Source organism: Spiroplasma endosymbiont of Virgichneumon dumeticola (assembly GCF_964264745.1).
Classification (GTDB): Bacteria; Bacillota_I; Bacilli_A; order Mycoplasmatales; family VBWQ01; genus Spiroplasma_E.
Map to the genome: position 1 here is coordinate 1,342,172 of NZ_OZ183478.1, position 25,058 is coordinate 1,367,229.

Annotated in this window: 44 protein-coding genes; 31 read left to right on the forward strand and 13 right to left on the reverse strand. The window is 28.3% G+C overall.

All coding sequences use genetic code 4. From position 1 onward, the window contains the following. Positions 1-21: 21 nt before the first annotated feature. The 4 genes from ACFEL4_RS08510 to ACFEL4_RS08525 all read right to left on the reverse strand — a co-directional run bounded on the left by ACFEL4_RS08510 (position 22) and on the right by ACFEL4_RS08525 (position 2,890). A complete protein-coding gene (locus tag ACFEL4_RS08510; RefSeq protein ID WP_375317403.1) occupies positions 22-387 on the reverse strand; it encodes a helix-turn-helix transcriptional regulator in 366 nt (121 codons plus the stop codon). A 138-nt stretch (positions 388-525) separates the two neighbouring features. Beyond that, the gene (locus ACFEL4_RS08515; protein ID WP_375316929.1) at positions 526-915 is read right to left on the reverse strand and encodes an IS1595 family transposase; all 390 of its coding nucleotides are present in this window, start codon (positions 913-915) and stop codon (positions 526-528) included. After that, positions 810-1,346, reverse strand: coding sequence for a hypothetical protein (locus ACFEL4_RS08520; RefSeq protein ID WP_375317404.1), 537 nt, complete (start codon positions 1,344-1,346; stop codon positions 810-812). Before ACFEL4_RS08520 ends, ACFEL4_RS08515 begins: the two co-directional genes overlap by 106 nt. 149 nt (positions 1,347-1,495) lie before the next feature. Further along, entirely contained in the window at positions 1,496-2,890 is a 1,395-nt protein-coding gene (locus tag ACFEL4_RS08525) for a M17 family metallopeptidase (protein WP_375317405.1), read from the reverse strand. 175 nt (positions 2,891-3,065) lie between these two features. Here ACFEL4_RS08525 and pepF point away from each other — a divergent pair, with 175 nt between their 5' ends. From pepF to ACFEL4_RS08565, 8 genes are all read left to right on the forward strand, one after another. Then, complete coding sequence (gene pepF, locus ACFEL4_RS08530) at positions 3,066-4,895, forward strand: oligoendopeptidase F (RefSeq protein ID WP_375317406.1); 1,830 nt, start codon at positions 3,066-3,068, stop codon at positions 4,893-4,895. Between the two features lie 12 nt (positions 4,896-4,907). Continuing rightward, entirely contained in the window at positions 4,908-5,897 is a 990-nt protein-coding gene (locus ACFEL4_RS08535; RefSeq protein WP_375317407.1) for a GMP reductase, read from the forward strand. 110 nt (positions 5,898-6,007) lie between these two features. Continuing rightward, positions 6,008-6,235 (forward strand): hypothetical protein, encoded by a 228-nt coding sequence (locus ACFEL4_RS08540; protein ID WP_375317408.1) that lies wholly within the window; start codon positions 6,008-6,010, stop codon positions 6,233-6,235. A 30-nt stretch (positions 6,236-6,265) separates the two neighbouring features. Next, complete coding sequence (locus ACFEL4_RS08545) at positions 6,266-6,592, forward strand: hypothetical protein (RefSeq protein WP_375317409.1); 327 nt, start codon at positions 6,266-6,268, stop codon at positions 6,590-6,592. Then, positions 6,532-6,942 carry a hypothetical protein gene (locus ACFEL4_RS08550; protein WP_375317279.1) on the forward strand — a complete coding sequence of 137 codons (411 nt, stop codon included), beginning with the start codon at positions 6,532-6,534 and terminating at the stop codon, positions 6,940-6,942. Before ACFEL4_RS08545 ends, ACFEL4_RS08550 begins: the two co-directional genes overlap by 61 nt. Continuing rightward, complete coding sequence (locus ACFEL4_RS08555) at positions 6,914-7,351, forward strand: IS1595 family transposase (RefSeq protein ID WP_375317410.1); 438 nt, start codon at positions 6,914-6,916, stop codon at positions 7,349-7,351. Before ACFEL4_RS08550 ends, ACFEL4_RS08555 begins: the two co-directional genes overlap by 29 nt. 495 nt (positions 7,352-7,846) lie before the next feature. Next, complete coding sequence (locus ACFEL4_RS08560; RefSeq protein WP_375317411.1) at positions 7,847-7,981, forward strand: hypothetical protein; 135 nt, start codon at positions 7,847-7,849, stop codon at positions 7,979-7,981. A 68-nt stretch (positions 7,982-8,049) separates the two neighbouring features. Further along, positions 8,050-8,328 carry a hypothetical protein gene (locus ACFEL4_RS08565; RefSeq protein WP_375317412.1) on the forward strand — a complete coding sequence of 93 codons (279 nt, stop codon included), beginning with the start codon at positions 8,050-8,052 and terminating at the stop codon, positions 8,326-8,328. Positions 8,329-8,462: 134 nt separating this feature from the next. On the opposite strand, the gene ACFEL4_RS08570 is transcribed toward ACFEL4_RS08565, so the two are convergent. Beyond that, positions 8,463-8,594, reverse strand: a complete 132-nt coding sequence (locus ACFEL4_RS08570; protein WP_375317413.1) for a hypothetical protein — start codon at positions 8,592-8,594, stop codon at positions 8,463-8,465. Positions 8,595-8,612: 18 nt separating this feature from the next. Between ACFEL4_RS08570 and ACFEL4_RS08575 the strand changes: the two genes are divergently transcribed. The 4 genes from ACFEL4_RS08575 (at position 8,613) to ACFEL4_RS08590 (ending at position 10,408) form a co-directional block, all read left to right on the forward strand. Then, on the forward strand, positions 8,613-9,023 hold the full coding sequence (locus ACFEL4_RS08575; protein WP_375317279.1) for a hypothetical protein: 411 nt from the start codon (positions 8,613-8,615) through the stop codon (positions 9,021-9,023). Further along, positions 8,995-9,426: an IS1595 family transposase gene (locus ACFEL4_RS08580; protein ID WP_375317414.1), complete on the forward strand. Its 432-nt coding sequence runs from the start codon at positions 8,995-8,997 to the stop codon at positions 9,424-9,426. Before ACFEL4_RS08575 ends, ACFEL4_RS08580 begins: the two co-directional genes overlap by 29 nt. 500 nt (positions 9,427-9,926) lie before the next feature. Continuing rightward, positions 9,927-10,061 carry a hypothetical protein gene (locus ACFEL4_RS08585; protein ID WP_375317411.1) on the forward strand — a complete coding sequence of 45 codons (135 nt, stop codon included), beginning with the start codon at positions 9,927-9,929 and terminating at the stop codon, positions 10,059-10,061. Between the two features lie 68 nt (positions 10,062-10,129). Then, positions 10,130-10,408: a hypothetical protein gene (locus tag ACFEL4_RS08590; protein WP_375317412.1), complete on the forward strand. Its 279-nt coding sequence runs from the start codon at positions 10,130-10,132 to the stop codon at positions 10,406-10,408. Positions 10,409-10,542: 134 nt separating this feature from the next. Here ACFEL4_RS08590 and ACFEL4_RS08595 read toward each other — a convergent pair whose 3' ends face one another. After that, complete coding sequence (locus ACFEL4_RS08595; protein ID WP_375317413.1) at positions 10,543-10,674, reverse strand: hypothetical protein; 132 nt, start codon at positions 10,672-10,674, stop codon at positions 10,543-10,545. 18 nt (positions 10,675-10,692) lie between these two features. On the opposite strand from ACFEL4_RS08595, the gene ACFEL4_RS08600 reads away from it, so the two are divergent. From ACFEL4_RS08600 to ACFEL4_RS08615, 4 genes are all read left to right on the forward strand, one after another. After that, complete coding sequence (locus ACFEL4_RS08600; protein ID WP_375317279.1) at positions 10,693-11,103, forward strand: hypothetical protein; 411 nt, start codon at positions 10,693-10,695, stop codon at positions 11,101-11,103. Then, positions 11,075-11,506: an IS1595 family transposase gene (locus ACFEL4_RS08605; RefSeq protein ID WP_375317414.1), complete on the forward strand. Its 432-nt coding sequence runs from the start codon at positions 11,075-11,077 to the stop codon at positions 11,504-11,506. Before ACFEL4_RS08600 ends, ACFEL4_RS08605 begins: the two co-directional genes overlap by 29 nt. Before the next feature lie 500 nt (positions 11,507-12,006). Next, positions 12,007-12,141, forward strand: a complete 135-nt coding sequence (locus ACFEL4_RS08610; protein ID WP_375317411.1) for a hypothetical protein — start codon at positions 12,007-12,009, stop codon at positions 12,139-12,141. Between the two features lie 68 nt (positions 12,142-12,209). After that, positions 12,210-12,488, forward strand: coding sequence for a hypothetical protein (locus ACFEL4_RS08615; protein WP_375317415.1), 279 nt, complete (start codon positions 12,210-12,212; stop codon positions 12,486-12,488). A gap of 135 nt (positions 12,489-12,623) precedes the next feature. Here ACFEL4_RS08615 and ACFEL4_RS08620 read toward each other — a convergent pair whose 3' ends face one another. Then, positions 12,624-12,755 (reverse strand): hypothetical protein, encoded by a 132-nt coding sequence (locus ACFEL4_RS08620; protein WP_375317413.1) that lies wholly within the window; start codon positions 12,753-12,755, stop codon positions 12,624-12,626. A gap of 18 nt (positions 12,756-12,773) precedes the next feature. Here ACFEL4_RS08620 and ACFEL4_RS08625 point away from each other — a divergent pair, with 18 nt between their 5' ends. The 4 genes from ACFEL4_RS08625 to ACFEL4_RS08640 all read left to right on the forward strand — a co-directional run bounded on the left by ACFEL4_RS08625 (position 12,774) and on the right by ACFEL4_RS08640 (position 14,570). Continuing rightward, complete coding sequence (locus tag ACFEL4_RS08625) at positions 12,774-13,184, forward strand: hypothetical protein (protein ID WP_375317279.1); 411 nt, start codon at positions 12,774-12,776, stop codon at positions 13,182-13,184. Next, entirely contained in the window at positions 13,156-13,587 is a 432-nt protein-coding gene (locus ACFEL4_RS08630; protein ID WP_375317416.1) for an IS1595 family transposase, read from the forward strand. The genes ACFEL4_RS08625 and ACFEL4_RS08630 overlap by 29 nt, the downstream gene beginning before the upstream one ends. Positions 13,588-14,088: 501 nt before the next feature. Then, on the forward strand, positions 14,089-14,223 hold the full coding sequence (locus ACFEL4_RS08635) for a hypothetical protein (protein ID WP_375317411.1): 135 nt from the start codon (positions 14,089-14,091) through the stop codon (positions 14,221-14,223). A gap of 68 nt (positions 14,224-14,291) precedes the next feature. Then, positions 14,292-14,570: a hypothetical protein gene (locus tag ACFEL4_RS08640; protein ID WP_375317415.1), complete on the forward strand. Its 279-nt coding sequence runs from the start codon at positions 14,292-14,294 to the stop codon at positions 14,568-14,570. A gap of 134 nt (positions 14,571-14,704) precedes the next feature. On the opposite strand, the gene ACFEL4_RS08645 is transcribed toward ACFEL4_RS08640, so the two are convergent. Next, positions 14,705-14,836, reverse strand: a complete 132-nt coding sequence (locus tag ACFEL4_RS08645) for a hypothetical protein (RefSeq protein ID WP_375317413.1) — start codon at positions 14,834-14,836, stop codon at positions 14,705-14,707. An 18-nt stretch (positions 14,837-14,854) separates the two neighbouring features. Between ACFEL4_RS08645 and ACFEL4_RS08650 the strand changes: the two genes are divergently transcribed. The 4 genes from ACFEL4_RS08650 to ACFEL4_RS08665 all read left to right on the forward strand — a co-directional run bounded on the left by ACFEL4_RS08650 (position 14,855) and on the right by ACFEL4_RS08665 (position 16,651). Continuing rightward, positions 14,855-15,265, forward strand: coding sequence for a hypothetical protein (locus ACFEL4_RS08650; protein WP_375317279.1), 411 nt, complete (start codon positions 14,855-14,857; stop codon positions 15,263-15,265). Next, positions 15,237-15,674 carry an IS1595 family transposase gene (locus ACFEL4_RS08655; RefSeq protein ID WP_375317410.1) on the forward strand — a complete coding sequence of 146 codons (438 nt, stop codon included), beginning with the start codon at positions 15,237-15,239 and terminating at the stop codon, positions 15,672-15,674. Before ACFEL4_RS08650 ends, ACFEL4_RS08655 begins: the two co-directional genes overlap by 29 nt. 495 nt (positions 15,675-16,169) lie before the next feature. Next, positions 16,170-16,304, forward strand: a complete 135-nt coding sequence (locus ACFEL4_RS08660) for a hypothetical protein (RefSeq protein ID WP_375317411.1) — start codon at positions 16,170-16,172, stop codon at positions 16,302-16,304. Positions 16,305-16,372: 68 nt separating this feature from the next. Further along, positions 16,373-16,651, forward strand: a complete 279-nt coding sequence (locus tag ACFEL4_RS08665) for a hypothetical protein (protein WP_375317417.1) — start codon at positions 16,373-16,375, stop codon at positions 16,649-16,651. A gap of 134 nt (positions 16,652-16,785) precedes the next feature. Here the strand turns inward: ACFEL4_RS08665 and ACFEL4_RS08670 are convergent, their stop codons facing one another. Next, positions 16,786-16,917, reverse strand: coding sequence for a hypothetical protein (locus ACFEL4_RS08670; protein WP_375317413.1), 132 nt, complete (start codon positions 16,915-16,917; stop codon positions 16,786-16,788). 18 nt (positions 16,918-16,935) lie between these two features. Between ACFEL4_RS08670 and ACFEL4_RS08675 the strand changes: the two genes are divergently transcribed. The 3 genes from ACFEL4_RS08675 (at position 16,936) to ACFEL4_RS08685 (ending at position 18,116) form a co-directional block, all read left to right on the forward strand. Further along, positions 16,936-17,346, forward strand: coding sequence for a hypothetical protein (locus ACFEL4_RS08675; protein ID WP_375317279.1), 411 nt, complete (start codon positions 16,936-16,938; stop codon positions 17,344-17,346). After that, positions 17,318-17,755 (forward strand): IS1595 family transposase, encoded by a 438-nt coding sequence (locus ACFEL4_RS08680; RefSeq protein WP_375317410.1) that lies wholly within the window; start codon positions 17,318-17,320, stop codon positions 17,753-17,755. The genes ACFEL4_RS08675 and ACFEL4_RS08680 overlap by 29 nt, the downstream gene beginning before the upstream one ends. Positions 17,756-17,975: 220 nt before the next feature. Beyond that, on the forward strand, positions 17,976-18,116 hold the full coding sequence (locus ACFEL4_RS08685) for a hypothetical protein (RefSeq protein WP_375317418.1): 141 nt from the start codon (positions 17,976-17,978) through the stop codon (positions 18,114-18,116). Between the two features lie 143 nt (positions 18,117-18,259). Here the strand turns inward: ACFEL4_RS08685 and ACFEL4_RS08690 are convergent, their stop codons facing one another. The 4 genes from ACFEL4_RS08690 to ACFEL4_RS08705 form a co-directional block, all read right to left on the reverse strand. Continuing rightward, positions 18,260-20,965 (reverse strand): cation-translocating P-type ATPase, encoded by a 2,706-nt coding sequence (locus ACFEL4_RS08690; RefSeq protein WP_375317419.1) that lies wholly within the window; start codon positions 20,963-20,965, stop codon positions 18,260-18,262. Between the two features lie 26 nt (positions 20,966-20,991). After that, entirely contained in the window at positions 20,992-21,804 is an 813-nt protein-coding gene (locus tag ACFEL4_RS08695) for an aldo/keto reductase (protein ID WP_375317420.1), read from the reverse strand. 77 nt (positions 21,805-21,881) lie between these two features. After that, positions 21,882-22,127, reverse strand: coding sequence for a hypothetical protein (locus ACFEL4_RS08700; protein ID WP_375317421.1), 246 nt, complete (start codon positions 22,125-22,127; stop codon positions 21,882-21,884). 55 nt (positions 22,128-22,182) lie between these two features. Beyond that, positions 22,183-22,530, reverse strand: a complete 348-nt coding sequence (locus ACFEL4_RS08705) for an NAD(P)-dependent oxidoreductase (RefSeq protein WP_375317422.1) — start codon at positions 22,528-22,530, stop codon at positions 22,183-22,185. Positions 22,531-22,890: 360 nt separating this feature from the next. Here ACFEL4_RS08705 and ACFEL4_RS08710 point away from each other — a divergent pair, with 360 nt between their 5' ends. The 4 genes from ACFEL4_RS08710 (at position 22,891) to ACFEL4_RS08725 (ending at position 25,021) form a co-directional block, all read left to right on the forward strand. Further along, complete coding sequence (locus tag ACFEL4_RS08710; protein WP_375317423.1) at positions 22,891-23,184, forward strand: hypothetical protein; 294 nt, start codon at positions 22,891-22,893, stop codon at positions 23,182-23,184. 10 nt (positions 23,185-23,194) lie between these two features. Beyond that, positions 23,195-23,746, forward strand: a complete 552-nt coding sequence (locus tag ACFEL4_RS08715) for a hypothetical protein (protein WP_375317424.1) — start codon at positions 23,195-23,197, stop codon at positions 23,744-23,746. A gap of 18 nt (positions 23,747-23,764) precedes the next feature. Beyond that, positions 23,765-24,052 carry a hypothetical protein gene (locus tag ACFEL4_RS08720; RefSeq protein ID WP_375317425.1) on the forward strand — a complete coding sequence of 96 codons (288 nt, stop codon included), beginning with the start codon at positions 23,765-23,767 and terminating at the stop codon, positions 24,050-24,052. A gap of 471 nt (positions 24,053-24,523) precedes the next feature. After that, the gene (locus ACFEL4_RS08725) at positions 24,524-25,021 is read left to right on the forward strand and encodes a hypothetical protein (RefSeq protein WP_375317426.1); all 498 of its coding nucleotides are present in this window, start codon (positions 24,524-24,526) and stop codon (positions 25,019-25,021) included. Positions 25,022-25,058: the final 37 nt, after the last annotated feature.

The following is a 25,058-nucleotide window of genomic DNA, read 5'->3' on the forward strand; positions in this document are numbered from 1 at the left end:
ACTTTTTACAAGGTAAAATATTTATTTTTTCGCATATTTGTCATCAAAACTGATAATACCTGCATTATGAGCATCAATAATAAAACGTGCACAATGAATGGGATTATATAAGATACTTGTTTTTAGATGGGTATTTGCCATTAATAATTTAATAAATAACTCAAAATCACTTTCTTTTAAAACAAAGTCATGAGTAAATCCTTTAATATCTTTCATTTCAACTGATAAGGCAATTAATATTTTACTGATTATTCCTCATGAGGAACATCCAGCATTGCTTTCAATTCTACTAATTGTTGCTTGACGAACCCCTACAAGATTCCCTAAATACGCTTGCGTTCATCCATGTCGTAGACTCATGCGTCTAATTTCTATTTCAATAGCCAATTTCTTTGCCCCTATTCTTTTCATTTCATTATATATGTCATTCCCGAACTTATTATGTTATAAAAAAATAAGAAAACAACAATTTTATTCTTTTTTTGTATAAAAATATAATAAAATTACGGACTTCTCCCCACATTTTTAAATTAAACATAGCATTACAGTTTCAAAACTAGGTATGTTATTGAATTTATATGCAGCTTCTTTGGCATATAAATGAATATGATGTTTTGCAACTTTGATATGTGTTTTAAATGTTCTTCGTATATGTTTTCATACTGACTCAATTTGGTTGGTATTTACACCAGTTTTTGAAACATAGCCATCTTGATGGTTAACTGTTTCATGCTTAGTGAAAACCGATTTCAAATCGCGATATCCTTTTCAAGAATCAGTATGTACATCACACTTTGAAGAAATGTGGTTTATTGCAAACTGCAAAAGATTTTTACTGTTTGCGTTTTTCAATACTTTCACAATCAGATTGTTGGTTGTTTTTTCATAAATACCAACAATCAAGGTTTTGTTCAACAAGGATCTTCCTTGTTTTTTAAACCCATATGTGAAAGATACATTTCATCCATTTGCACTATGCCCTCAACAATGAATTGAGGTTCTTGTTTAGCAATGGCACTTCGGATTTTATGACCCATTCTTCAAGCTGTTTTCAAGGTCACTCCCAATTCTTTTGCAACATAAGTTGATGGAATTCCATGTTTGGTGTTTATTCATCTAAAGATGAGATAAAACCAAGATATTAAAGGTGTTTGTGACTTTGAAAATATAGTGCCCGTGAGAATACTGAATGTTTGATGACATTTCAAACATCTCATTTTTCTTAAATTAGAAGTATTCAAATTAAAACTAGAACACCTAATACATTTGCTTTGTTTCAAACTTGCTATATATGCAAGACATTGTTTTTCAGTTTGAAAAGTATTATTGAACTCATTAAATTTCATTGTTTCCTCCACAAGTACATGTGGGGAGAAGTCCGATAAATAATTTATCTGATTTAAAAAGAGATGTAAAAAAGTTATTATCTCACAACCTTTCACAAATTTAATTTATATAAAAGGCAAGATAAATACTTATCTTGCCTTTACTAATTTTATTGTTTAGTGCTATAGTTTTTCATATATTGTACTAATGATTTAATTAATACACCCTTACCACGATCATTTTTATAAGCAGTTCCGGCAATATCTAAATGTAAGAAAGGTTTATCTTCAGCAAACTCAACTAAAAATGCCGCTGCATTTGATGAACCGCCATATAGGGCTTTTGACACATTACTTAAATCAGCTAATTTAGATGAACGCATATTCAAAAAATTTTGTTGGTGAATTGGCATACGTCAAATTTCTTCATTAACTTGTTGCGAAGCTAAATTAAAGTCATTAAATAATTTATCATCGGTAGCAAAAGCACCAGTCATATAACTACCCAATGCTACTAACATAGCACCAGTTAGCGTTGATAATTCAATAATACGGTTAGCTTTTCCTTTTTGTAAAGCATAAGTTATCCCATCAGCTAAGACTAAACGTCCTTCGGCATCAGTATTATTAATTTCTACGGTTTTACCATTCATTGAAGTAAAAATAGTTTCTACTAAAGTCGCATGGCCACCAATTTTATTTTCAGTTAAACAAGCAACTGCAATAAAGTTTAATTTTAATCCTAATTTAGCACCAGCAATGGCTGCATTACATACAGAAGCTGCACCTGACATATCAAACTTCATACCTTTCATAGCAGATGAAGGTTTTAATGAATACCCACCACTATCAAAAGTAATACCTTTACCAACTAATCCTAAAATATCATCAGCATTTTGGGGGTTACCTTTATATTCTAAAACTACAACTTTAGCATCAAAGTGACTACCAGCGTTAACTGCTAATAATAAATTCATTTTTAAGTCAGTAATTTCTTTTTGTCCTAAAACTTTAACTGTTAAGTTTTTAATTCCTTTCGCTGCATCAACAATATGCTTAGCAAACACTTCAGGATATAAAATATTAGGTGGCATATCTTGGAGATTACGCGCTAAGTTAATACTTGCACCAAGCGTATCTACTTGTTCTTGTGAAGTATAATCTGGAAGACTTGCTGTTGAAATAATATTGTACTTAACTTTTTTAACTTCTGATTTTTTAGTTTTTAAAGTATATTCTTCGGCAGTACCAAATCATAATGCTTCATAAATAGTTTGTAATAAAACGCTTTCATCAAGATTAGGTGTGACAAATGATTTAATGTCAATATCTAAATCTTGAGTGTTAGTACTACTAAAACATAAAAAGAAATCATAAACATCGTTACGAGTTAATTCTTTACTTTCACCCAAATATAAATAATAAGTTTTAGTTTCTGAAATTAATGTTAATTTATTTTTTTGTTTAACAATTAATTCATGGGTTATTTTATCAGCAAATACTGCTGTTAATTTTAATGTTAGTTCTGCTTTACTACTAATTTGTAGTAAACTGTTTTTTGCCATCTATTTCACTCCTAAATATTTTAATTATTAAAGTAATCACAATACATATTGCTTTTACGTTCTTTTTATCTTTATCCAAATTTATTAATAGATATTTCTGAAAATTAAGTAATCAGTTAATATTATTGTTATTATTAATGTATTGTTAATATTACCACAGAATGGAGCAAAAAATATGAAGCGTTCACAATTAAATGAAAAAGATAAAGCAAAATATTGTTGAGATTTTACTCACTTATTTGCTAATAAAGATGCTTGAAAAAAAGCTTTACCACAATTTGACAAACTTGCTGACCAAATTTTAACTTTAAAAGGTAAATTAAATAACATTAATAATTTTAAAAAATATTTAAATATTAGTAAAGAAATGTCAATGCTAGGTTCGAAATTAGTGCAATATTTACACTATGGCGACTTAAACACAACTAACTTAGAATTCCAACAATTATCTAGTTTATTTGGAATTCAACAAAGTAAAATTTCAGAAAAGTTAGCATGAATTGAACCAGAAATTAAAGCAATTGGGCCAAAAACTATTAAAGAATGAATTGCTAGCAACCCAGAATTAAAAGTTTATGCTCATGATATGGAAGTATTCTTTAAATTTGAACGCTTTATTTTATCAGAACATGATGAAACTTTACTTAGTAAAGTTGGTAAATCACGAAGTGCTGCTGGAGGATTATACGATACTTTAGTTTATGCAGATAAAGAAAAAGTAATGTTTAACTACCATGGTAAAGAACAAGAGTTAACACAAACTTTATACTTAGATATCTTAGAAAATAGTGACCCTGTTAAAGACCAGCAACTAAGAATTGAAATGGCCAATAAATTCACTGAAGACATTAAAAATAAAAAACATTCGCTTGCCCAAATCTATGAAAGTATTTGCGAAGTTGCTGTTGAAGAAATCAAAATTCGCAATAATGATAAAGAACCTGATAAAACAAAGCACTTAACAACTTTAGAACAAAGTTTACTAGGTGATGATGTACCATTAGTATTATATGAAAACCTAGTTAAAGCAGGACAAAAACATGCGACTTTAGTAGAACAATTTTATGATTTAAAACGTAAGTTTTTTAAACTAAAGAAATTCTATAGCACTGACACAAGTTTAAAAATGACAACTATGCCCACTAAGAAAATTACGGTTGAAGAGGGAATTGCCAGTGTCAAAGAAATTCTTGCTGTTTTAGGTGATGAGTATCGAGAACAACTTGATTTAGCCTTGCTTTCAGGAAGAATTGATTACTATGAGGATACTAATAAACGAGTTGGTGCTTATTCAACAGGTGGTAATGGCGTTGAACCAATTATCTTAATGAACTGAGATGATACCCTTAATTCACTAAATACTTTAGCACATGAACTTGGACATTCAGTTCATACTTTATTTTCAGAAAAATATCAAGAATATCCTAATGCTAACTATCCAATTATTTTAGCAGAAGTAGCATCAACAGTTAATGAACATTTAGCGTTTGATTACTTGTACAATAAAACTACTGATGACCAAGAACGCATTTACTTATTACAAAGTCATATTGAAACAGTAATTGGTACTTTCTTTCGCCAAATCCAATTTGCTGAATTTGAATGAAAAGCTCATCAATTAGTAGAAGCAGAAACGCCATTAGATGCTGATATCTTAGCTGACCTATATGAAACAACAAGTAATAAATATGGGCAAAAAACATTAGATAAAGCTGATGAAAAAAGTAAAGCATACTCATGACCACGCATTTTACACTTTTTTCAATCACCATACTATGTTTATAAATACGCTACTTCAATTACTGTATCTTATAAATTGTATGAAGACATTAAGCAAGGAAAACAAGAAAATCTAATTAATTTCTTAAAAGCAGGAGCAAGCAAATATCCTTTAGATGTTTTAAAAGATGCAGGGGTTGACTTAACGCAAATTAATGTTTATAATCCACTAGTTAATAATCTAAAAAAGATGATTGAACAATTAGGAAGTTTAATTAATAAATAAGGAGAACAAAAAATGACTGTAAAATTTGATTTTGAAGATATAAATCTAATTGCTAAAAAGGGAATTGTTAAATCACGTAAGGAATGTAACACTAGTGTAAACCTTAATGGTTTTACCTTTAAGGTTCCCATTATTCCTGGCAATATGAGTGCGGTAATTGATGAAAAACTATGTGTATGATTAGCTAAAAACAATTATTTTTACGTAATGCATCGTTTTGATATTGACCAAGTTAAATTTGTAAAAATGATGCATGAACAAGGACTATACGCCTCTATTAGTATTGGTGTTAAAAATGAAGACCGTATCTTACTAGCAGAGTTGAAGCAACTAAATATGATTCCTGAATTCATTACCATTGATATTGCCCACGGACATAGTAATGCAATGGAAGAAATGATTAAATTCATTAATAACACTTTTGCCAAAACAAAAACTAAACCATTTATTATTGCTGGCAATGTTATGACTAAAGAAGCTGTTAAAGATTTAGAAAAGTGAGGAACTGATGCTATCAAATTTGGTGTTGGTCCTGGTAAAGCTTGTATCACTAAATTAAAAACGGGTTTTGGAACTGGTGGTTGACAATTAAATGCCTTACAAGATGTAGCAAGTACTGCTACTAAACCATTAATTGCTGATGGAGGAATTAGATGTAATGGTGATATTGCTAAAGCTATTGCTTTTGGAGCAACTATGATTATGGCTGGTAGTATCTTAGCAGGTTATGATGAATCGCCTGGCAAAATTATTAAAGAAAATGGTAATGAATACAAAGAATATTTTGGCTCAGCAAGTATTTTCAATAAAGTTGAAGCAACTAATATTGAAGGTAAAAAAATCTTAGTTCCTTACAAAGGAAGTATTGCTGCTACATATAAAGAAATTGAAGAAGATTTACAGTCTGCTATTTCTTATGCTGGTGGTAAAGAATTATCTGATTTAACTAAATGTGATTATGTCATTGTTAAAGGTACCATTAACAATGGTGATGACCGTTAATAAGGCCGTATTTCTTTGAGGGTTGGAATTGGGATTAGTTTAGGTTATTATATATACATTAGAAATAAAAAAGGTATTGGTGGAAAGAAAAGTAATAATAAAGCTATTTATTGAATAGTCTTATTCATTTAGATGTTACTTTTGATCCAACAACTAATGTTTATCATTTATCTGGAATTTGAAGTTATGTATTTATTGAGTCAGTTAAAACTAAAATTTATGTACTAAATCATAGTAATCATGCAATAGTTTTGATTAAATCTGCTTTTGGATTATCAATTGCAAATATGATTATTGCCATTTCAGGTTCTATTTTTTGTTCAACAGTAGTTGAATAGTTTGAAATTAAATATTAAGGCGTGATATTCGTGGAAAATAATAAAATAGATTATGACTATGACTTATTTAAAAAAAGATATTTTGATTTTTTAAATCAAGAAACAAAACAACAAATAACGGCAAGCAAAGAAAAAATCTCAGGAGTGTATATTATTTATCTTGAGTTAAAAGCAATAAATAATATGATACCTATGTATATTTGTCATTCTGTTAATATTAAATCTGCTTTTTCTATTTATAAAAATAGAATTAAAAAATTACGGACTTCTCCCCACATGTACTTGTGGAGGAAACAATGAAATTGAATGAGTTCAATAATACTTTTCAAACTGAAAAACAATGTCTTGCATATATAGCAAGTTTGAAACAAAGCAAATGTATTAGGTGTTCTAGTTTTAATTTGAATACTTCTAATTTAAGAAAAATGAGATGTTTGAAATGTCATCAAACATTCAGTATTCTCACAGGCACTATATTTTCAAAGTCACAAACACCTTTAATATCTTGGTTTTATCTCATCTTTAGATGAATAAACACCAAACATGGAATTCCATCAACTGATGTTGCAAAAGAATTGGGAGTGACCTTGAAAACAGCTTGAAGAATGGGTCATAAAATCCGAAGTGCCATTGCTAAACAAGAACCTCAATTCATTGTTGAGGGCATAGTGCAAATGGATGAAATGTATCTTTCACATATGGGTTAAAAAACAAGGAAGATCCTTGTTGAACAAAACCTTGATGGTTGGTATTTATGAAAAAACAACCAACAATCTGATTGTGAAAGTATTGAAAAACGCAAACAGTAAAAATCTTTTGCAGTTTGCAATAAACCACATTTCTTCAAAGTGTGATGTACATACTGATTCTTGAAAAGGATATCGCGATTTGAAATCGGTTTTCACTAAGCATGAAACAGTTAACCATCAAGATGGCTATGTTTCAAAAACTGGTGTAAATACCAACCAAATTGAGTCAGTATGAAAACATATACGAAGAACATTTAAAACACATATCAAAGTTGCAAAACATCATATTCATTTATATGCAAAAGAAGCTGCATATAAATTCAATAACATACCTAGTTTTGAAACTGTAATGCTATGTTTAATTTAAAAATGTGGGGAGAAGTCCGTAGATAGGCTTTTCTCAGCATTTATGTGATAAAATTTAAAAATAGTACATAAAGGGAGAAAAGCCAAAATAAATTGTTAATTTTTTCTAAAGAATTTAAGCCTTTAGTATCTGATGAATATTTAACTGAATTTTTATAAAAGACAAATAAGAAGGCGAATAATATGATAAAACTCAGAAAACATGCCGATTTTTAGTTTTTTTTACAAGAATTAGATAAAAATAGTTATAAAAGAGAAAAAACTATGGTAAAAGAGTGGATAAAATTAAATCTAAAAATAGTCTAATAAGTAATCCTTCCTTTGGAATTGGCAAGTTATTAGAAAAAACAGAACAGTATTTAGTAGTTAGTTTTGAAAGTGGTAAAAAAAGATTTATATAAATAATCCATTATGGAATGTAGTTGATAATTAAGTTAAATGTATTAACTTAAGAGAACCCATACGGGTTCTTTTTCATTTGAAAGGAGAACAACTAATGAACAACATTATCCCTAAAACCATTAGAAAAACTAAACTAGAATTCTACAAAGGATTTGGCCTAATAGAAGCCTTAGTAATAGGCTCATGAGTAGTATATTATCAGCACTATTCATTTAAGGGCTACCAATAGATAGATACGTAAGAATCAGTATCATTATTCTAACTAGCTTTATTGCTATCCCTTTAGTAATACCAGTAATGACTGGTGTTAAAGGTTGATATGTCCTTGTCTTAATTTTTAAATATTGAGCAGAATCAAAAAAATCTTGAACAAAAAATAACGATACTAGTTTACTAGTACCTTATGAGACCCTAGTTAATGATAAATATTTAAAAATTTATAAAATCCAAGGTCGTATTAACTACGTAGCAACAATCAAAATCCAAGGATTTAACATTAGTTTACTAAGTGCTAACCAGCAAAACTTAAAAATTCAACAATTTCACGATTTATTTAAATACTGTATTTTCCAGTAACCTTAATGAAAATTAACTTACCACCAACTAATCTTATTACTATTAGCTATTACCAAAACAAATTACAACAATATCATAATGATTTACAAAAAAAAGAAAACTAACACCACTTAAATTTAAAATGTTAAAATCTTTTATTTAGCAATTGAATCAATGACAAAAAATGAACAATGCCAATTCAAAATTAAAATGAAGCAATCGCTCATTTTATGATAAAATTTGAAGATAGAATTAATCTTAATTAATAATCGGACTTCTCCCCACATGTACTTGTGGAGGAAACAATGAAATTGAATGAGTTCAATAATACTTTTCAAACTGAAAAACAATGTCTTGCATATATAGCAAGTTTGAAACAAAGCAAATGTATTAGGTGTTCTAGTTTTAATTTGAATACTTCTAATTTAAGAAAAATGAGATGTTTGAAATGTCATCAAACATTCAGTATTCTCACAGGCACTATATTTTCAAAGTCACAAACACCTTTAATATCTTGGTTTTATCTCATCTTTAGATGAATAAACACCAAACATGGAATTCCATCAACTGATGTTGCAAAAGAATTGGGAGTGACCTTGAAAACAGCTTGAAGAATGGGTCATAAAATCCGAAGTGCCATTGCTAAACAAGAACCTCAATTCATTGTTGAGGGCATAGTGCAAATGGATGAAATGTATCTTTCACATATGGGTTAAAAAACAAGGAAGATCCTTGTTGAACAAAACCTTGATGGTTGGTATTTATGAAAAAACAACCAACAATCTGATTTTGAAAGTATTGAAAAACGCAAACAGTAAAAATCTTTTGCAGTTTGCAATAAACCACATTTCTTCAAAGTGTGATGTACATACTGATTCTTGAAAAGGATATCGCGATTTGAAATCGGTTTTCACTAAGCATGAAACAGTTAACCATCAAGATGGCTATGTTTCAAAAACTGGTGTAAATACCAACCAAATTGAGTCAGTATGAAAACATATACGAAGAACATTTAAAACACATATCAAAGTTGCAAAACATCATATTCATTTATATGCAAAAGAAGCTGCATATAAATTCAATAACATACCTAGTTTTGAAACTGTAATGCTATGTTAATTTAAAAATGTGGGGAGAAGTCCGTAGATAGGCTTTTCTCAGCATTTATGTGATAAAATTTAAAAATAGTACATAAAGGGAGAAAAGCCAAAATAAATTGTTAATTTTTTCTAAAGAATTTAAGCCTTTAGTATCTGATGAATATTTAACTGAATTTTTATAAAAAACAAATAAGAAGGCGAATAATATGATAAAACTCAGAAAACATGCCGATTTTTAGTTTTTTTTACAAGAATTAGATAAAAATAGTTATAAAAGAGAAAAAACTATGGTAAAAGAGTGGATAAAATTAAATCTAAAAATAGTCTAATAAGTAATCCTTCCTTTGGAATTGGCAAGTTATTAGAAAAAACAGAACAGTATTTAGTAGTTAGTTTTGAAAGTGGTAAAAAAAGATTTATATAAATAATCCATTATGGAATGTAGTTGATAATTAAGTTAAATGTATTAACTTAAGAGAACCCATACGGGTTCTTTTTCATTTGAAAGGAGAACAACTAATGAACAACATTATCCCTAAAACCATTAGAAAAACTAAACTAGAATTCTACAAAGGATTTGGCCTAATAGAAGCCTTAGTAATAGGCTCATGAGTAGTATATTATCAGCACTATTCATTTAAGGGCTACCAATAGATAGATACGTAAGAATCAGTATCATTATTCTAACTAGCTTTATTGCTATCCCTTTAGTAATACCAGTAATGACTGGTGTTAAAGGTTGATATGTCCTTGTCTTAATTTTTAAATATTGAGCAGAATCAAAAAAATCTTGAACAAAAAATAACGATACTAGTTTACTAGTACCTTATGAGACCCTAGTTAATGATAAATATTTAAAAATTTATAAAATCCAAGGTCGTATTAACTACGTAGCAACAATCAAAATCCAAGGATTTAACATTAGTTTACTAAGTGCTAACCAGCAAAACTTAAAAATTCAACAATTTCACGATTTATTTAAATACTGTATTTTCCAGTAACCTTAATGAAAATTAACTTACCACCAACTAATCTTATTACTATTAGCTATTACCAAAACAAATTACAACAATATCATAATGATTTACAAAAAAAAGAAAACTAACACCACTTAAATTTAAAATGTTAAAATCTTTTATTTAGCAATTGAATCAATGACAAAAAATGAACAATGCCAATTCAAAATTAAAATGAAGCAATCGCTCATTTTATGATAAAATTTGAAGATAGAATTAATCTTAATTAATAATCGGACTTCTCCCCACATGTACTTGTGGAGGAAACAATGAAATTGAATGAGTTCAATAATACTTTTCAAACTGAAAAACAATGTCTTGCATATATAGCAAGTTTGAAACAAAGCAAATGTATTAGGTGTTCTAGTTTTAATTTGAATACTTCTAATTTAAGAAAAATGAGATGTTTGAAATGTCATCAAACATTCAGTATTCTCACAGGCACTATATTTTCAAAGTCACAAACACCTTTAATATCTTGGTTTTATCTCATCTTTAGATGAATAAACACCAAACATGGAATTCCATCAACTGATGTTGCAAAAGAATTGGGAGTGACCTTGAAAACAGCTTGAAGAATGGGTCATAAAATCCGAAGTGCCATTGCTAAACAAGAACCTCAATTCATTGTTGAGGGCATAGTGCAAATGGATGAAATGTATCTTTCACATATGGGTTAAAAAACAAGGAAGATCCTTGTTGAACAAAACCTTGATGGTTGGTATTTATGAAAAAACAACCAACAATCTGATTTTGAAAGTATTGAAAAACGCAAACAGTAAAAATCTTTTGCAGTTTGCAATAAACCACATTTCTTCAAAGTGTGATGTACATACTGATTCTTGAAAAGGATATCGCGATTTGAAATCGGTTTTCACTAAGCATGAAACAGTTAACCATCAAGATGGCTATGTTTCAAAAACTGGTGTAAATACCAACCAAATTGAGTCAGTATGAAAACATATACGAAGAACATTTAAAACACATATCAAAGTTGCAAAACATCATATTCATTTATATGCAAAAGAAGCTGCATATAAATTCAATAACATACCTAGTTTTGAAACTGTAATGCTATGTTAATTTAAAAATGTGGGGAGAAGTCCGTAGATAGGCTTTTCTCAGCATTTATGTGATAAAATTTAAAAATAGTACATAAAGGGAGAAAAGCCAAAATAAATTGTTAATTTTTTCTAAAGAATTTAAGCCTTTAGTATCTGATGAATATTTAACTGAATTTTTATAAAAAACAAATAAGAAGGCGAATAATATGATAAAACTCAGAAAACATGCCGATTTTTAGTTTTTTTTACAAGAATTAGATAAAAATAGTTATAAAAGAGAAAAAACTATGGTAAAAGAGTGGATAAAATTAAATCTAAAAATAGTCTAATAAGTAATCCTTCCTTTGGAATTGGCAAGTTATTAGAAAAAACAGAACAGTATTTAGTAGTTAGTTTTGAAAGTGGTAAAAAAAGATTTATATAAATAATCCATTATGGAATGTAGTTGATAATTAAGTTAAATGTATTAACTTAAGAGAACCCATACGGGTTCTTTTTCATTTGAAAGGAGAACAACTAATGAACAACATTATCCCTAAAACCATTAGAAAAACTAAACTAGAATTCTACAAAGGATTTGGCCTAATAGAAGCCTTAGTAATAGGCTCATGAGTAGTATATTATCAGCACTATTCATTTAAGGGCTACCAATAGATAGATACGTAAGAATCAGTATCATTATTCTAACTAGCTTTATTGCTATCCCTTTAGTAATACCAGTAATGACTGGTGTTAAAGGTTGATATGTACTTGTCTTAATTTTTAAATATTGAGCAGAATCAAAAAAATCTTGAACAAAAAATAACGATACTAGTTTACTAGTACCTTATGAGACCCTAGTTAATGATAAATATTTAAAAATTTATAAAATCCAAGGTCGTATTAACTACGTAGCAACAATCCAAATCCAAGGATTTAACATTAGTTTACTAAGTGCTAACCAGCAAAACTTAAAAATTCAACAATTTCACGATTTATTTAAATACTGTATTTTCCAGTAACCTTAATGAAAATTAACTTACCACCAACTAATCTTATTACTATTAGCTATTACCAAAACAAATTACAACAATATCATAATGATTTACAAAAAAAAGAAAACTAACACCACTTAAATTTAAAATGTTAAAAATCTTTTATTTAGCAATTGAATCAATGACAAAAAATGAACAATGCCAATTCAAAATTAAAATGAAGCAATCGCTCATTTTATGATAAAATTTGAAGATAGAATTAATCTTAATTAATAATCGGACTTCTCCCCACATGTACTTGTGGAGGAAACAATGAAATTGAATGAGTTCAATAATACTTTTCAAACTGAAAAACAATGTCTTGCATATATAGCAAGTTTGAAACAAAGCAAATGTATTAGGTGTTCTAGTTTTAATTTGAATACTTCTAATTTAAGAAAAATGAGATGTTTGAAATGTCATCAAACATTCAGTATTCTCACGGGCACTATATTTTCAAAGTCACAAACACCTTTAATATCTTGGTTTTATCTCATCTTTAGATGAATAAACACCAAACATGGAATTCCATCAACTGATGTTGCAAAAGAATTGGGAGTGACCTTGAAAACAGCTTGAAGAATGGGTCATAAAATCCGAAGTGCCATTGCTAAACAAGAACCTCAATTCATTGTTGAGGGCATAGTGCAAATGGATGAAATGTATCTTTCACATATGGGTTAAAAAACAAGGAAGATCCTTGTTGAACAAAACCTTGATGGTTGGTATTTATGAAAAAACAACCAACAATCTGATTGTGAAAGTATTGAAAAACGCAAACAGTAAAAATCTTTTGCAGTTTGCAATAAACCACATTTCTTCAAAGTGTGATGTACATACTGATTCTTGAAAAGGATATCGCGATTTGAAATCGGTTTTCACTAAGCATGAAACAGTTAACCATCAAGATGGCTATGTTTCAAAAACTGGTGTAAATACCAACCAAATTGAGTCAGTATGAAAACATATACGAAGAACATTTAAAACACATATCAAAGTTGCAAAACATCATATTCATTTATATGCAAAAGAAGCTGCATATAAATTCAATAACATACCTAGTTTTGAAACTGTAATGCTATGTTAATTTAAAAATGTGGGGAGAAGTCCGTAGATAGGCTTTTCTCAGCATTTATGTGATAAAATTTAAAAATAGTACATAATAGGGAGAAAAGCCAAAATAAATTGTTAATTTTTTCTAAAGAATTTAAGCCTTTAGTATCTGATGAATATTTAACTGAATTTTTATAAAAAACAAATAAGAAGGCGAATAATATGATAAAACTCAGAAAACATGCCGATTTTTAGTTTTTTTTACAAGAATTAGATAAAAATAGTTATAAAAGAGAAAAAACTATGGTAAAAGAGTGGATAAAATTAAATCTAAAAATAGTCTAATAAGTAATCCTTCCTTTGGAATTGGCAAGTTATTAGAAAAAACAGAACAGTATTTAGTAGTTAGTTTTGAAAGTGGTAAAAAAAGATTTATATAAATAATCCATTATGGAATGTAGTTGATAATTAAGTTAAATGTATTAACTTAAGAGAACCCATACGGGTTCTTTTTCATTTGAAAGGAGAACAACTAATGAACAACATTATCCCTAAAACCATTAGAAAAACTAAACTAGAATTCTACAAAGGATTTGGCCTAATAGAAGCCTTAGTAATAGGCTCATGAGTAGTATATTATCAGCACTATTCATTTAAGGGCTACCAATAGATAGATACGTAAGAATCAGTATCATTATTCTAACTAGCTTTATTGCTATCCCTTTAGTAATACCAGTAATGACTGGTGTTAAAGGTTGATATGTCCTTGTCTTAATTTTTAAATATTGAGCAGAATCAAAAAAATCTTGAACAAAAAATAACGATACTAGTTTACTAGTACCTTATGAGACCCTAGTTAATGATAAATATTTAAAAATTTATAAAATCCAAGGTCGTATTAACTACGTAGCAACAATCCAAATCCAAGGATTTAACATTAGTTTACTAAGTGCTAACCAGCAAAACTTAAAAATTCAACAATTTCACGATTTATTTAAATACTGTATTTTCCAGTAACCTTAATGAAAATTAACTTACCACCAACTAATCTTATTACTATTAGCTATTACCAAAACAAATTACAACAATATCATAATGATTTACAAAAAAAAGAAAACTAACACCACTTAAATTTAAAATGTTAAAATCTTTTATTTAGCAATTGAATCAATGACAAAAAATGAACAATGCCAATTCAAAATTAAAATGAAGCAATCGCTCATTTTATGATAAAATTTGAAGATAGAATTAATCTTAATTAATAATCGGACTTCTCCCCACATATACTTGTGGAGGAAACAATGAAATTGAATGAGTTCAATAATACTTTTCAAACTGAAAAACAATGTCTTGCATATATAGCAAGTTTGAAACAAAGCAAATGTATTAGGTGTTCTAGTTTTAATTTGAATACTTCTAATTTAAGAAAAATGAGATGTTTGAAATGTCATCAAACATTCAGTATTCTCACGGGCACTATATTTTCAAAGTCACAAACACCTTTAATATCTTGGTTTTATCTCATCTTTAGATGAATAAACACCAAACATGGAATTCCATCAACTGATGTTGCAAAAGAATTGGGAGTGACCTTGAAAACAGCTTGAAGAATGGGTCATAAAATCCGAAGTGCCATTGCTAAACAAGAACCTCAATTCATTGTTGAGGGCATAGTGCAAATGGATGAAATGTATCTTTCACATATGGGTTAAAAAACAAGGAAGATCCTTGTTGAACAAAACCTTGATGGTTGGTATTTATGAAAAAACAACCAACAATCTGATTGTGAAAGTATTGAAAAACGCAAACAGTAAAAATCTTTTGCAGTTTGCAATAAACCACATTTCTTCAAAGTGTGATGTACATACTGATTCTTGAAAAGGATATCGCGATTTGAAATCGGTTTTCACTAAGCATGAAACAGTTAACCATCAAGATGGCTATGTTTCAAAAACTGGTGTAAATACCAACCAAATTGAGTCAGTATGAAAACATATACGAAGAACATTTAAAACACATATCAAAGTTGCAAAACATCATATTCATTTATATGCAAAAGAAGCTGCATATAAATTCAATAACATACCTAGTTTTGAAACTGTAATGCTATGTTTAATTTAAAAATGTGGGGAGAAGTCCGTAGATAGGCTTTTCTCAGCATTTATGTGATAAAATTTAAAAATAGTACATAAAGGGAGAAAAGCCAAAATAAATTGTTAATTTTTTCTAAAGAATTTAAGCCTTTAGTATCTGATGAATATTTAACTGAATTTTTATAAAAAACAAATAAGAAGGCGAATAATATGATAAAACTCAGAAAACATGCCGATTTTTAGTTTTTTTTACAAGAATTAGATAAAAATAGTTATAAAAGAGAAAAAACTATGGTAAAAGAGTGGATAAAATTAAATCTAAAAATAGTCTAATAAGTAATCCTTCCTTTGGAATTGGCAAGTTATTAGAAAAAACAGAACAGTATTTAGTAATTAGTTTTGAAAGTGGTAAAAAAAGATTTATATAAATAATCCATTATGGAATGTAGTTGATAATTAAGTTAAATGTATTAACTTAAGAGAACCCATACGGGTTCTTTTTCATTTGAAAGGAGAACAACTAATGAACAACATTATCCCTAAAACCATTAGAAAAACTAAACTAGAATTCTACAAAGGATTTGGCCTAATAGAAGCCTTAGTAATAGGCTCATGAGTAGTATATTATCAGCACTATTCATTTAAGGGCTACCAATAGATAGATACGTAAGAATCAGTATCATTATTCTAACTAGCTTTATTGCTATCCCTTTAGTAATACCAGTAATGACTGGTGTTAAAGGTTGATATGTCCTTGTCTTAATTTTTAAATATTGAGCAGAATCAAAAAAATCTTGAACAAAAAATAACGATACTAGTTTACTAGTACCTTATGAGACCCTAGTTAATGATAAATATTTAAAAATTTATAAAATCCAAGGTCGTATTAACTACGTAGCAACAATCCAAATCCAAGGATTTAAGATTAGTTTACTAAGTGCTAACCAGCAAAACTTAAAAATTCAACAATTTCACGATTTATTTAAATACTGTATTTTCCAGTAACCTTAATGAAAATTAACTTACCACCAACTAATCTTATTACTATTAGCTATTACCAAAACAAATTACAACAATATCATAATGATTTACAAAAAAAGAAAACTAACACCACTTAAATTTAAAATGTTAAAAATCTTTTATTTAGCAATTGAATCAATGACAAAAAATGAACAATGCCAATTCAAAATTAAAATGAAGCAATCGCTCATTTTATGATAAAATTTGAAGATAGAATTAATCTTAATTAATAATCGGACTTCTCCCCACATGTACTTGTGGAGGAAACAATGAAATTGAATGAGTTCAATAATACTTTTCAAACTGAAAAACAATGTCTTGCATATATAGCAAGTTTGAAACAAAGCAAATGTATTAGGTGTTCTAGTTTTAATTTGAATACTTCTAATTTAAGAAAAATGAGATGTTTGAAATGTCATCAAACATTCAGTATTCTCACAGGCACTATATTTTCAAAGTCACAAACACCTTTAATATCTTGGTTTTATCTCATCTTTAGATGAATAAACACCAAACATGGAATTCCATCAACTGATGTTGCAAAAGAATTGGGAGTGACCTTGAAAACAGCTTGAAGAATGGGTCATAAAATCCGAAGTGCCATTGCTAAACAAGAACCTCAATTCATTGTTGAGGGCATAGTGCAAATGGATGAAATGTATCTTTCACATATGGGTTAAAAAACAAGGAAGATCCTTGTTGAACAAAACCTTGATGGTTGGTATTTATGAAAAAACAACCAACAATCTGATTGTGAAAGTATTGAAAAACGCAAACAGTAAAAATCTTTTGCAGTTTGCAATAAACCACATTTCTTCAAAGTGTGATGTACATACTGATTCTTGAAAAGGATATCGCGATTTGAAATCGGTTTTCACTAAGCATGAAACAGTTAACCATCAAGATGGCTATGTTTCAAAAACTGGTGTAAATACCAACCAAATTGAGTCAGTATGAAAACATATACGAAGAACATTTAAAACACATATCAAAGTTGCAAAACATCATATTCATTTATATGCAAAAGAAGCTGCATATAAATTCAATAACATACCTAGTTTTGAAACTGTAATGCTATGTTTAATTTAAAAATGTGGGGAGAAGTCCGTAGATAGGCTTTTCTCAGCATTTATGTGATAAAATTTAAAAATAGTACATAAAGGGAGAAAAGCCTTTTTAAAATTACTTATACTATTTATAGATATTTTTATATATAAATCAAGAAAAAATATTCTAAAAAAGAAAGGAAATAGTAAATCATGAATCCAAAAAAAGCAAAGAAGAAAATTACCAAAAACAAATAGACGAAATGAATAAAGATGCAGGCGACCAAAGAGCAAGAAAAGAAGGGGTTGCTAACAGACTTACTCTTGATAGCATAAAACTTGACGCCAATAAACAACAACCATCAACAACTACTAGCAAAAAATCAAATTCTCCAAAACTCTAATGATAATCTTTTGTTACAAGTTAGGAATAGTTTTCATATAAACATCACAAAGAACTTATTACTGATTTAAAATTAATTTATACTGTAGCAAATGAAAAATAGAATCGGTTAAATCCTGAGAAGGGGTCATTTCTAAGTTAAACTTAGAAATGACCCCTTCTCAACTCATTATCTGCTTTAGTTGCTTTTTTTTCAATTTTAGAAGTTTTTTTGTTTTTAATATAATTAACTAAATTTCTAATACCTTTATATATTTCTAATAATCACATGGGAATTGTTGATAATGCCACACAAAGCAATCAATCAGTTACATGAAATGCTTCATGAATAGAAAATGCATCTTGAATCTTAGGTGTAAAAATGATTAAAGCATTAATAAAAAACGCAATAAGTGCTGCCATTCAAATAAATTTATTTCGTCACGTGATTTTACTAAAGATACTTGTTTTAGCACCCGACACAAAACTAAAAGCATAAAAGATAGGAGCATTAACCATAATAACAAATACAAAAACATATCCATCAGTAATCGCGTCATTTAAAATAGGTGGTAAAAAATGAAATGTTAATATTAACAATGTACTTAATATAACACTAACCAAACCAATAAACCCTCAACTACCACTAATTATTCGATCATTACGTTTAATGGGTTTATCCAACATTAAATCAGGATTATTAGGACCCATTGACATCGGAATCGCAATTACTGATTCAACAATTAAGTTAATTCATAAAATTTGAATAGGTTGCAGTAGTTCATCTCATTTAAAAATAGCACCAAACACAATTGCTAAAACTTGTGCCATATTGGTAATTAAAACAAAGCAAACAATACGTTTAATTTTACTATAAATATTACGCCCCTCTTCAATGGAATCAACAATTGTTGAAAAATTATCATCCGTTAAAACCATTTGCGAAGCTTCTTTTGCCACATCAGTACCAGTAATTCCCATAGCCACACCAATATTAGCAGCTTTTAATGATGGCGCATCGTTAACACCATCACCAGTCATGGAAACGATTTTATTATGACTTTGTAAAGCTTTTACAATTCGAACTTTATGTTCTGGTGATACTCGCGCAAAAACACGATATTGATTAATATTAGCATTTAAGGCTTCTTCTGGCAATTCATCAATTAGTTTACCACTAATGGCTTGACTTTTATTTTCAATTAAACCTAAATCTTGACCAATAGCAACAGCAGTATTTAAATGGTCACCAGTAATCATAATGGTATCAATACCAGCTTTTCTCGTTCTAACCAATGCCCCTTTAACTTCTCTTCGTGTAGGATCAATCATTCCTACCAATCCTAAAAATGTTAGTTGTGATTCAATTTGTTCAACATTACTATAATCTTTTTTTTCATTAGTTATAACTTTATAACTAGCACCTAAAACCCTTAATGCAGCATTAGACATTTCATCCATTTTTTCTAAAATGTTTTTCTTAATTTCAGAAGTAATTTTAATACGTTCATTACCGATTAAAACATGACTACAAACATTAATCATATTATCAGCAGCGCCTTTAACAAAAACATAAGTGTCTTTTTCATATTCATTAACAGTTGACATCACTTTACGCTCTGAATCGAAGGGAATTTCATAAATTCGCTTGTGTTCAGCATTAATTTCTTTTGTTGAAAACTTTAAATGCTCAGAAAAATTAACTAGTGCAGCTTCAGTTGGGTCACCAACAGTTTTATTTTTATAAAACTCACTATTATTACAAAGCACTAAACAATCTAAAAACAATTGTTCTTGTTTATTTTTTCTAATAAACTTATCAGCATCTTGGACAGTATTAGTTAAATAGTATTTTTGGACTGTCATTTTATTTTGTGTTAAAGTACCAGTTTTATCAGAACAAATAATATTTACTTGTCCTAATATTTCAACAGCAGGTAAATGCTTAATAATAGCATGTTTTTTTGCCATTCTAGAACTTCCTAGTGATAATGCTACTGTTACAATTACTTGCAACCCTTCAGGAATAACAGCAATCGCTAATGCAATTCCAAAAATTAATGAATTAATAGCAGATTTTTCAGAGACAAAGAATTGCACTAAAAACATTATTAAACCTAATGCTAAAGCAAAAATGGAAATTAAACGAATTAAAAATGCCATTTGTTTAGTTAATGGTGACTTAGGTTCTTTGGCTTCTTGTAGTAACTTAGTAATTTTACCAATCTCTGAGGTTTTAGCAGTAGCATGAATAATTCCTAAACCACTACCTGTAGCAATAGCAGTTGACATAAAGGCAATATTAGTTTGTTCACTAATTGATAATTTTTCATCCGCTAATGCTTCAGTTGTTTTCGTTACTAATGTTGATTCACCAGTTAGTAATGATTCATTAGTTCGTAAATTATAAGATTGAATAATACGAGCATCGGCAGGGACAAACATTCCAGTTTCTAAATAAATTAAATCACCAATTACTAAATCTTGAGCTTTAATGTCATGTTTATTACCATCACGAATTACTACAGCTTGTGATGAAACTAATTTTTTTAAAGCATCTAGTGATAATGCGGCTTTAACTTCTTGATAAGTACTTAATGTGGCATCAACAATCACAATTAAAAATACGACAGTTGCTTCTTGCCATTGACCAATGGCAACAGCTACGATCGCTAAAGCTATCAATACCAAAACAAATGGTTCTAAAAAATGTTGTAAAGCTATTTTTCAAATTGGTTTATTTTTAGAAATTGGTAATTGATTAGGTCCATTTTCTAATAATAGTTTAGCAGCAACTTCTTCACTTAAACCTGTAACAAAATTAGTATTTAACTGGTTAGCAAGATCTTTGGTTTTTTCATTTCAAATCATCAAATATACACCATCTTCCAACAAACTTAGTCAATCATAATTCCTTTTCAAAATTTATTATCATTAGATTGAGGGCCTAGGGCAGTCTGTGGTAATTTTTCAATTGCTAGCATTTCTGCTGGTGTTAATTCAAACCTACCAATGTCAGGATTATTAACAATCCGTTCAGGAGTGGTTGATTTGGGAATTACTACCTGTCCTAATTGTCAAACTCAGCGTAATGCAACATGAGCAGCTGTTGTATTATATTTCTGCGCTAATTCTTTTAATAACGGTATATGTTCGGCTTGCCCACCTAACATTGTTCTTCATGAGACAATTGCAATATTTTTTTTATAACAAAAATTAACAGTGCTAGCTTGATTAAAACCAGGATGAGTTTCGATTTGATTAACAGCAGGTATAACTTTAATTTTTTTTAAAAATTTTTTTAACTGTTTATCATTAAAATTAGAAACACCAATAGTTTTAACTTTACCAACTTCATAAAACTCTTCTAAGGCTTCTCAACATTCAAAACTATCTTTAGTTGGTCAGTGAATTAAACATAAATCTAAATAGTCTAATTTTAAACGTTCAATAATTCCTCTAATCGCATTTTTAGCATTTTCATATTTATGATTACTATTTCAAACTTTAGAAGTAATAAATAAATCTTGGCGTTTAACCTCTGGATTTTGTTCTAAAAAGTCTTTGATAGCACCACCAATATACACTTCATTGTTGTAATATTCAGCAGTATCAATATGACGATAACCATTTTTTAAAGCTCACATTACTGAATTATAAACACTTAAACCATCAGTTATTAAATAAGTTCCTAAACCAAATTTAGGCATCTTTACATCGTTATTTAATTTTATTTTTTGTTGTAAAATTTGTTCCTTGGTTAGCACTTCCACTTTTATCAACCTTTCTAATTATCATAACCAGCAGTAAAACGTTTTTTTACAAAACGATGTTCTCTGATTTCATTAATGATAGCCACAGCAGCATCACCATAACTAATTTCACTTTTACCTTCTTTATTAACAACTAAGTGATCATTACTAATTTTAAATTTACCAGAAGTTGGTAGTTCTGGTAAATACATTAGTGATGGACTAAAGTAAGTCCAGTTAATATCGCTACTACGGTATCTTTCTAATGATTGTGCTTGCATTCGTGCATGTTCTTTTCATTCTTCAGGGAAAGCACTAGTTTCTACTAATTCTCCCTTATCATTTATAAACTCCTGCCCCACCAACGACTAAAAGGCGTTTAATAGTAGGACAATCATGCATAATATCAATTAAAGTTATTGCTACTTTTTCATGAATAGATTGTGGACTATCAATTGTTGGACCATAAGAACTAATTAACACATCAATGTCATTAATAGCATTTTTAATGGTACTTTTATTAGTAGCATCAGCTTTTCGGATGGTTAAACGAGAATTATTGTCTAAATTAGGCATTTGTGTTGGATTTCTTGTAATAGCAACAACTTGATATCCTTGTTTTAATGCTTCTTTAGTTAAAGCTAAACCCGATTTACCTGTGGCGCCAATAATTCCGATTTTCATGTAGAAAATACTTCCTTTCAAATTTAATTATACCTAATGGTTACTAATAATATAATTATAACGCAAATTAAAGTTATAATTAAAACTTATACTAGATAATGGAAAATCTAAGTAAAGAAAAGTAAATTAGTAACTATCATTAGAATTTAGTCATTATTTTATGCTATCTTACTGATAGATAGTTTTAATAATAACACTTATTATATTTAATAATATTAATTTTCATTTGTTTTATATTTTTGGTGTTCACCCTTATAAAAGGATTCAATATAACTATTCATATGCTTCATTAAGGTTTTATTTCTATAATCTAATATAATAAACATAAGAACATTATCGAATATATTGGAGGTATTAACAATGGCTAAAGCAGTAAAAAGTAATGCAACCACAACAAAAACTAAAAAGCAAAAAGATCCAAATGCTCCAAAGGCTCCCATGAATGCTTATTTCTTTTTTCTAAAAGAAAAAAGAACAGAATTTAAGGCAAAACATCCTGAATTAAAACCAGCAGCCCTTGTAAAAGAAATGAACAAATTATGAATTGAATTAGAAATTATTGATAAAGAACCATATCAAGAATTAGCTAATGCTGACCGTGAAAGATATTATCTTGCCACAGGTAAAAAACCAAAACCTAGAAAGAAAAAATAGGAAAAGAGAGATGGTCAAAAATTTTATTATTGATTTATTTGAATTAAGAAATGAATTAATAGCTATTTGTCCAAGTAAAGAAGTAGAATATAATAAAAAGATAACAAAAATATTTAAGTTTTTAAGAGAATGTTATGAAATAAATAACCATGAAATCAATTCTAATAAAGTATTAAAAAAAATACCTAATACTACTCAAACTTCTTACTCTTTAAAGGAAAATAATAAAAAGCTAAAATTAACTAGAAACTGCATCATTCACTGCGAATTAAAAATTAATGTTTTATTAAAAAGTGAAAATAAAATATTTAAAAAAGTTAAAACTCTAGTTAGTAATTTTTTATTAAAAGAACAGAAAGAATTATCAAATGGCTGAGATTTAATTGTTGATAAAGAAAAACTCAAAGCCTATATTAATGATATTTTAAATATCGAAAAAAATAATTGTGATTCTGAAATTGAAATGGCTGATGATACTTTAGAATTTTTTAAAGAAGAAATAAATTCAAATGAATTACAAAATAGTCCAACAAAAGCATCACAATTACATCTAAAAAATTAAAATGAAAGAAGAATAATTATGACTAAAAATAAAATAAATTTTTGTGAATATAGCGGTGATAATTGTACATGATGTCAAAAACGAATTTTTGATAACGATAAAAATCTATTCAAAATTCATTCTCACAATGAAACTGATAACACCCTACTTAAAGATGAAAGCGGAAATATAAAAATTTTAGAAATGTTTCATAAAAAATGTATGAAACAAAAAAGAAAACAACGAATTAAAGAAATAAAATATAATGAAAAAAATATTAAGTTTACTTGTACTAAATGTATTATTAACAACGAGAATATCCAATAAACTATGTAACTAATAAAATAACTATACAAGAACACTTGATTAGTTAAGTTTAATATTTTGTTTCAGAAATAAATTGTTTATACACTGTTTTAACCATTAATAACAAATGTTTTTTAAACACTAGAGGTTTACATATAAATTACTATTTAAACTCATTTTATGCATTAATATAATACAAAAGCATATTTCTTTTATTGTATTTTTCTTTATATACAATATGGTTATAAAAATAAAAGTGTTTGACCAAGTACTTTAATTTTAAAGTAAATGGTTTTTTATTTTTGAAAGAAAAAGGGAAAAGAAATGATGCCAAAGACAACCAACATAACTACAACAAATTCAGTAGATTACATTAAAAATAACATTGAATACCTTAACGCAAAAATAATAACTCTTGAAAAAGAATTCAATTTTTTAATAGATGAAATCGGTAAGGAGTAACAAGATTATCAACAAAAATATCAAACTATTTTGTCTCATGGAGAACAAAAAAGTAAAGAATATAAAGAAGATTTAAATTCCAAAAATGATGACCTAAAAAAACTAGAAGATGAAATAGGCAACAACAATCATGGAAATGAATCTTTACACAAAAAAATAAGTGAGAATGAAAAAACTATTAAAGAAATAAGCAATGAAATTCAAAGTCTTAGAAAAAGTATGGAAAGCTTTAAAGAAAAAGCACAAAAAATAGATAAGGAAACTTTTCAAGAAAGTGAAAAAAGTGCTTTAAATTTTTCAGGGTCTACAGAAGAAAGAAGAAAATTTACTGAATTTGTAATAGACTTAACTGAAACTAACCCAATTCATGATAATATTCAAAAAAATTGAGATGAATTATGAGAAAACTACAATAAGTTAATTAAAGAAAAGGAAGAAGAGCAAGCAACTTTAAAAACTGAAATTTCTAATTGAGAAAAACAAATACAAATAAATCAAAATAAAATTAAGGAAAAAAATATGAAATAAAAAATAAAGAACAAGAAATAAAAAAACGGACTTCTCC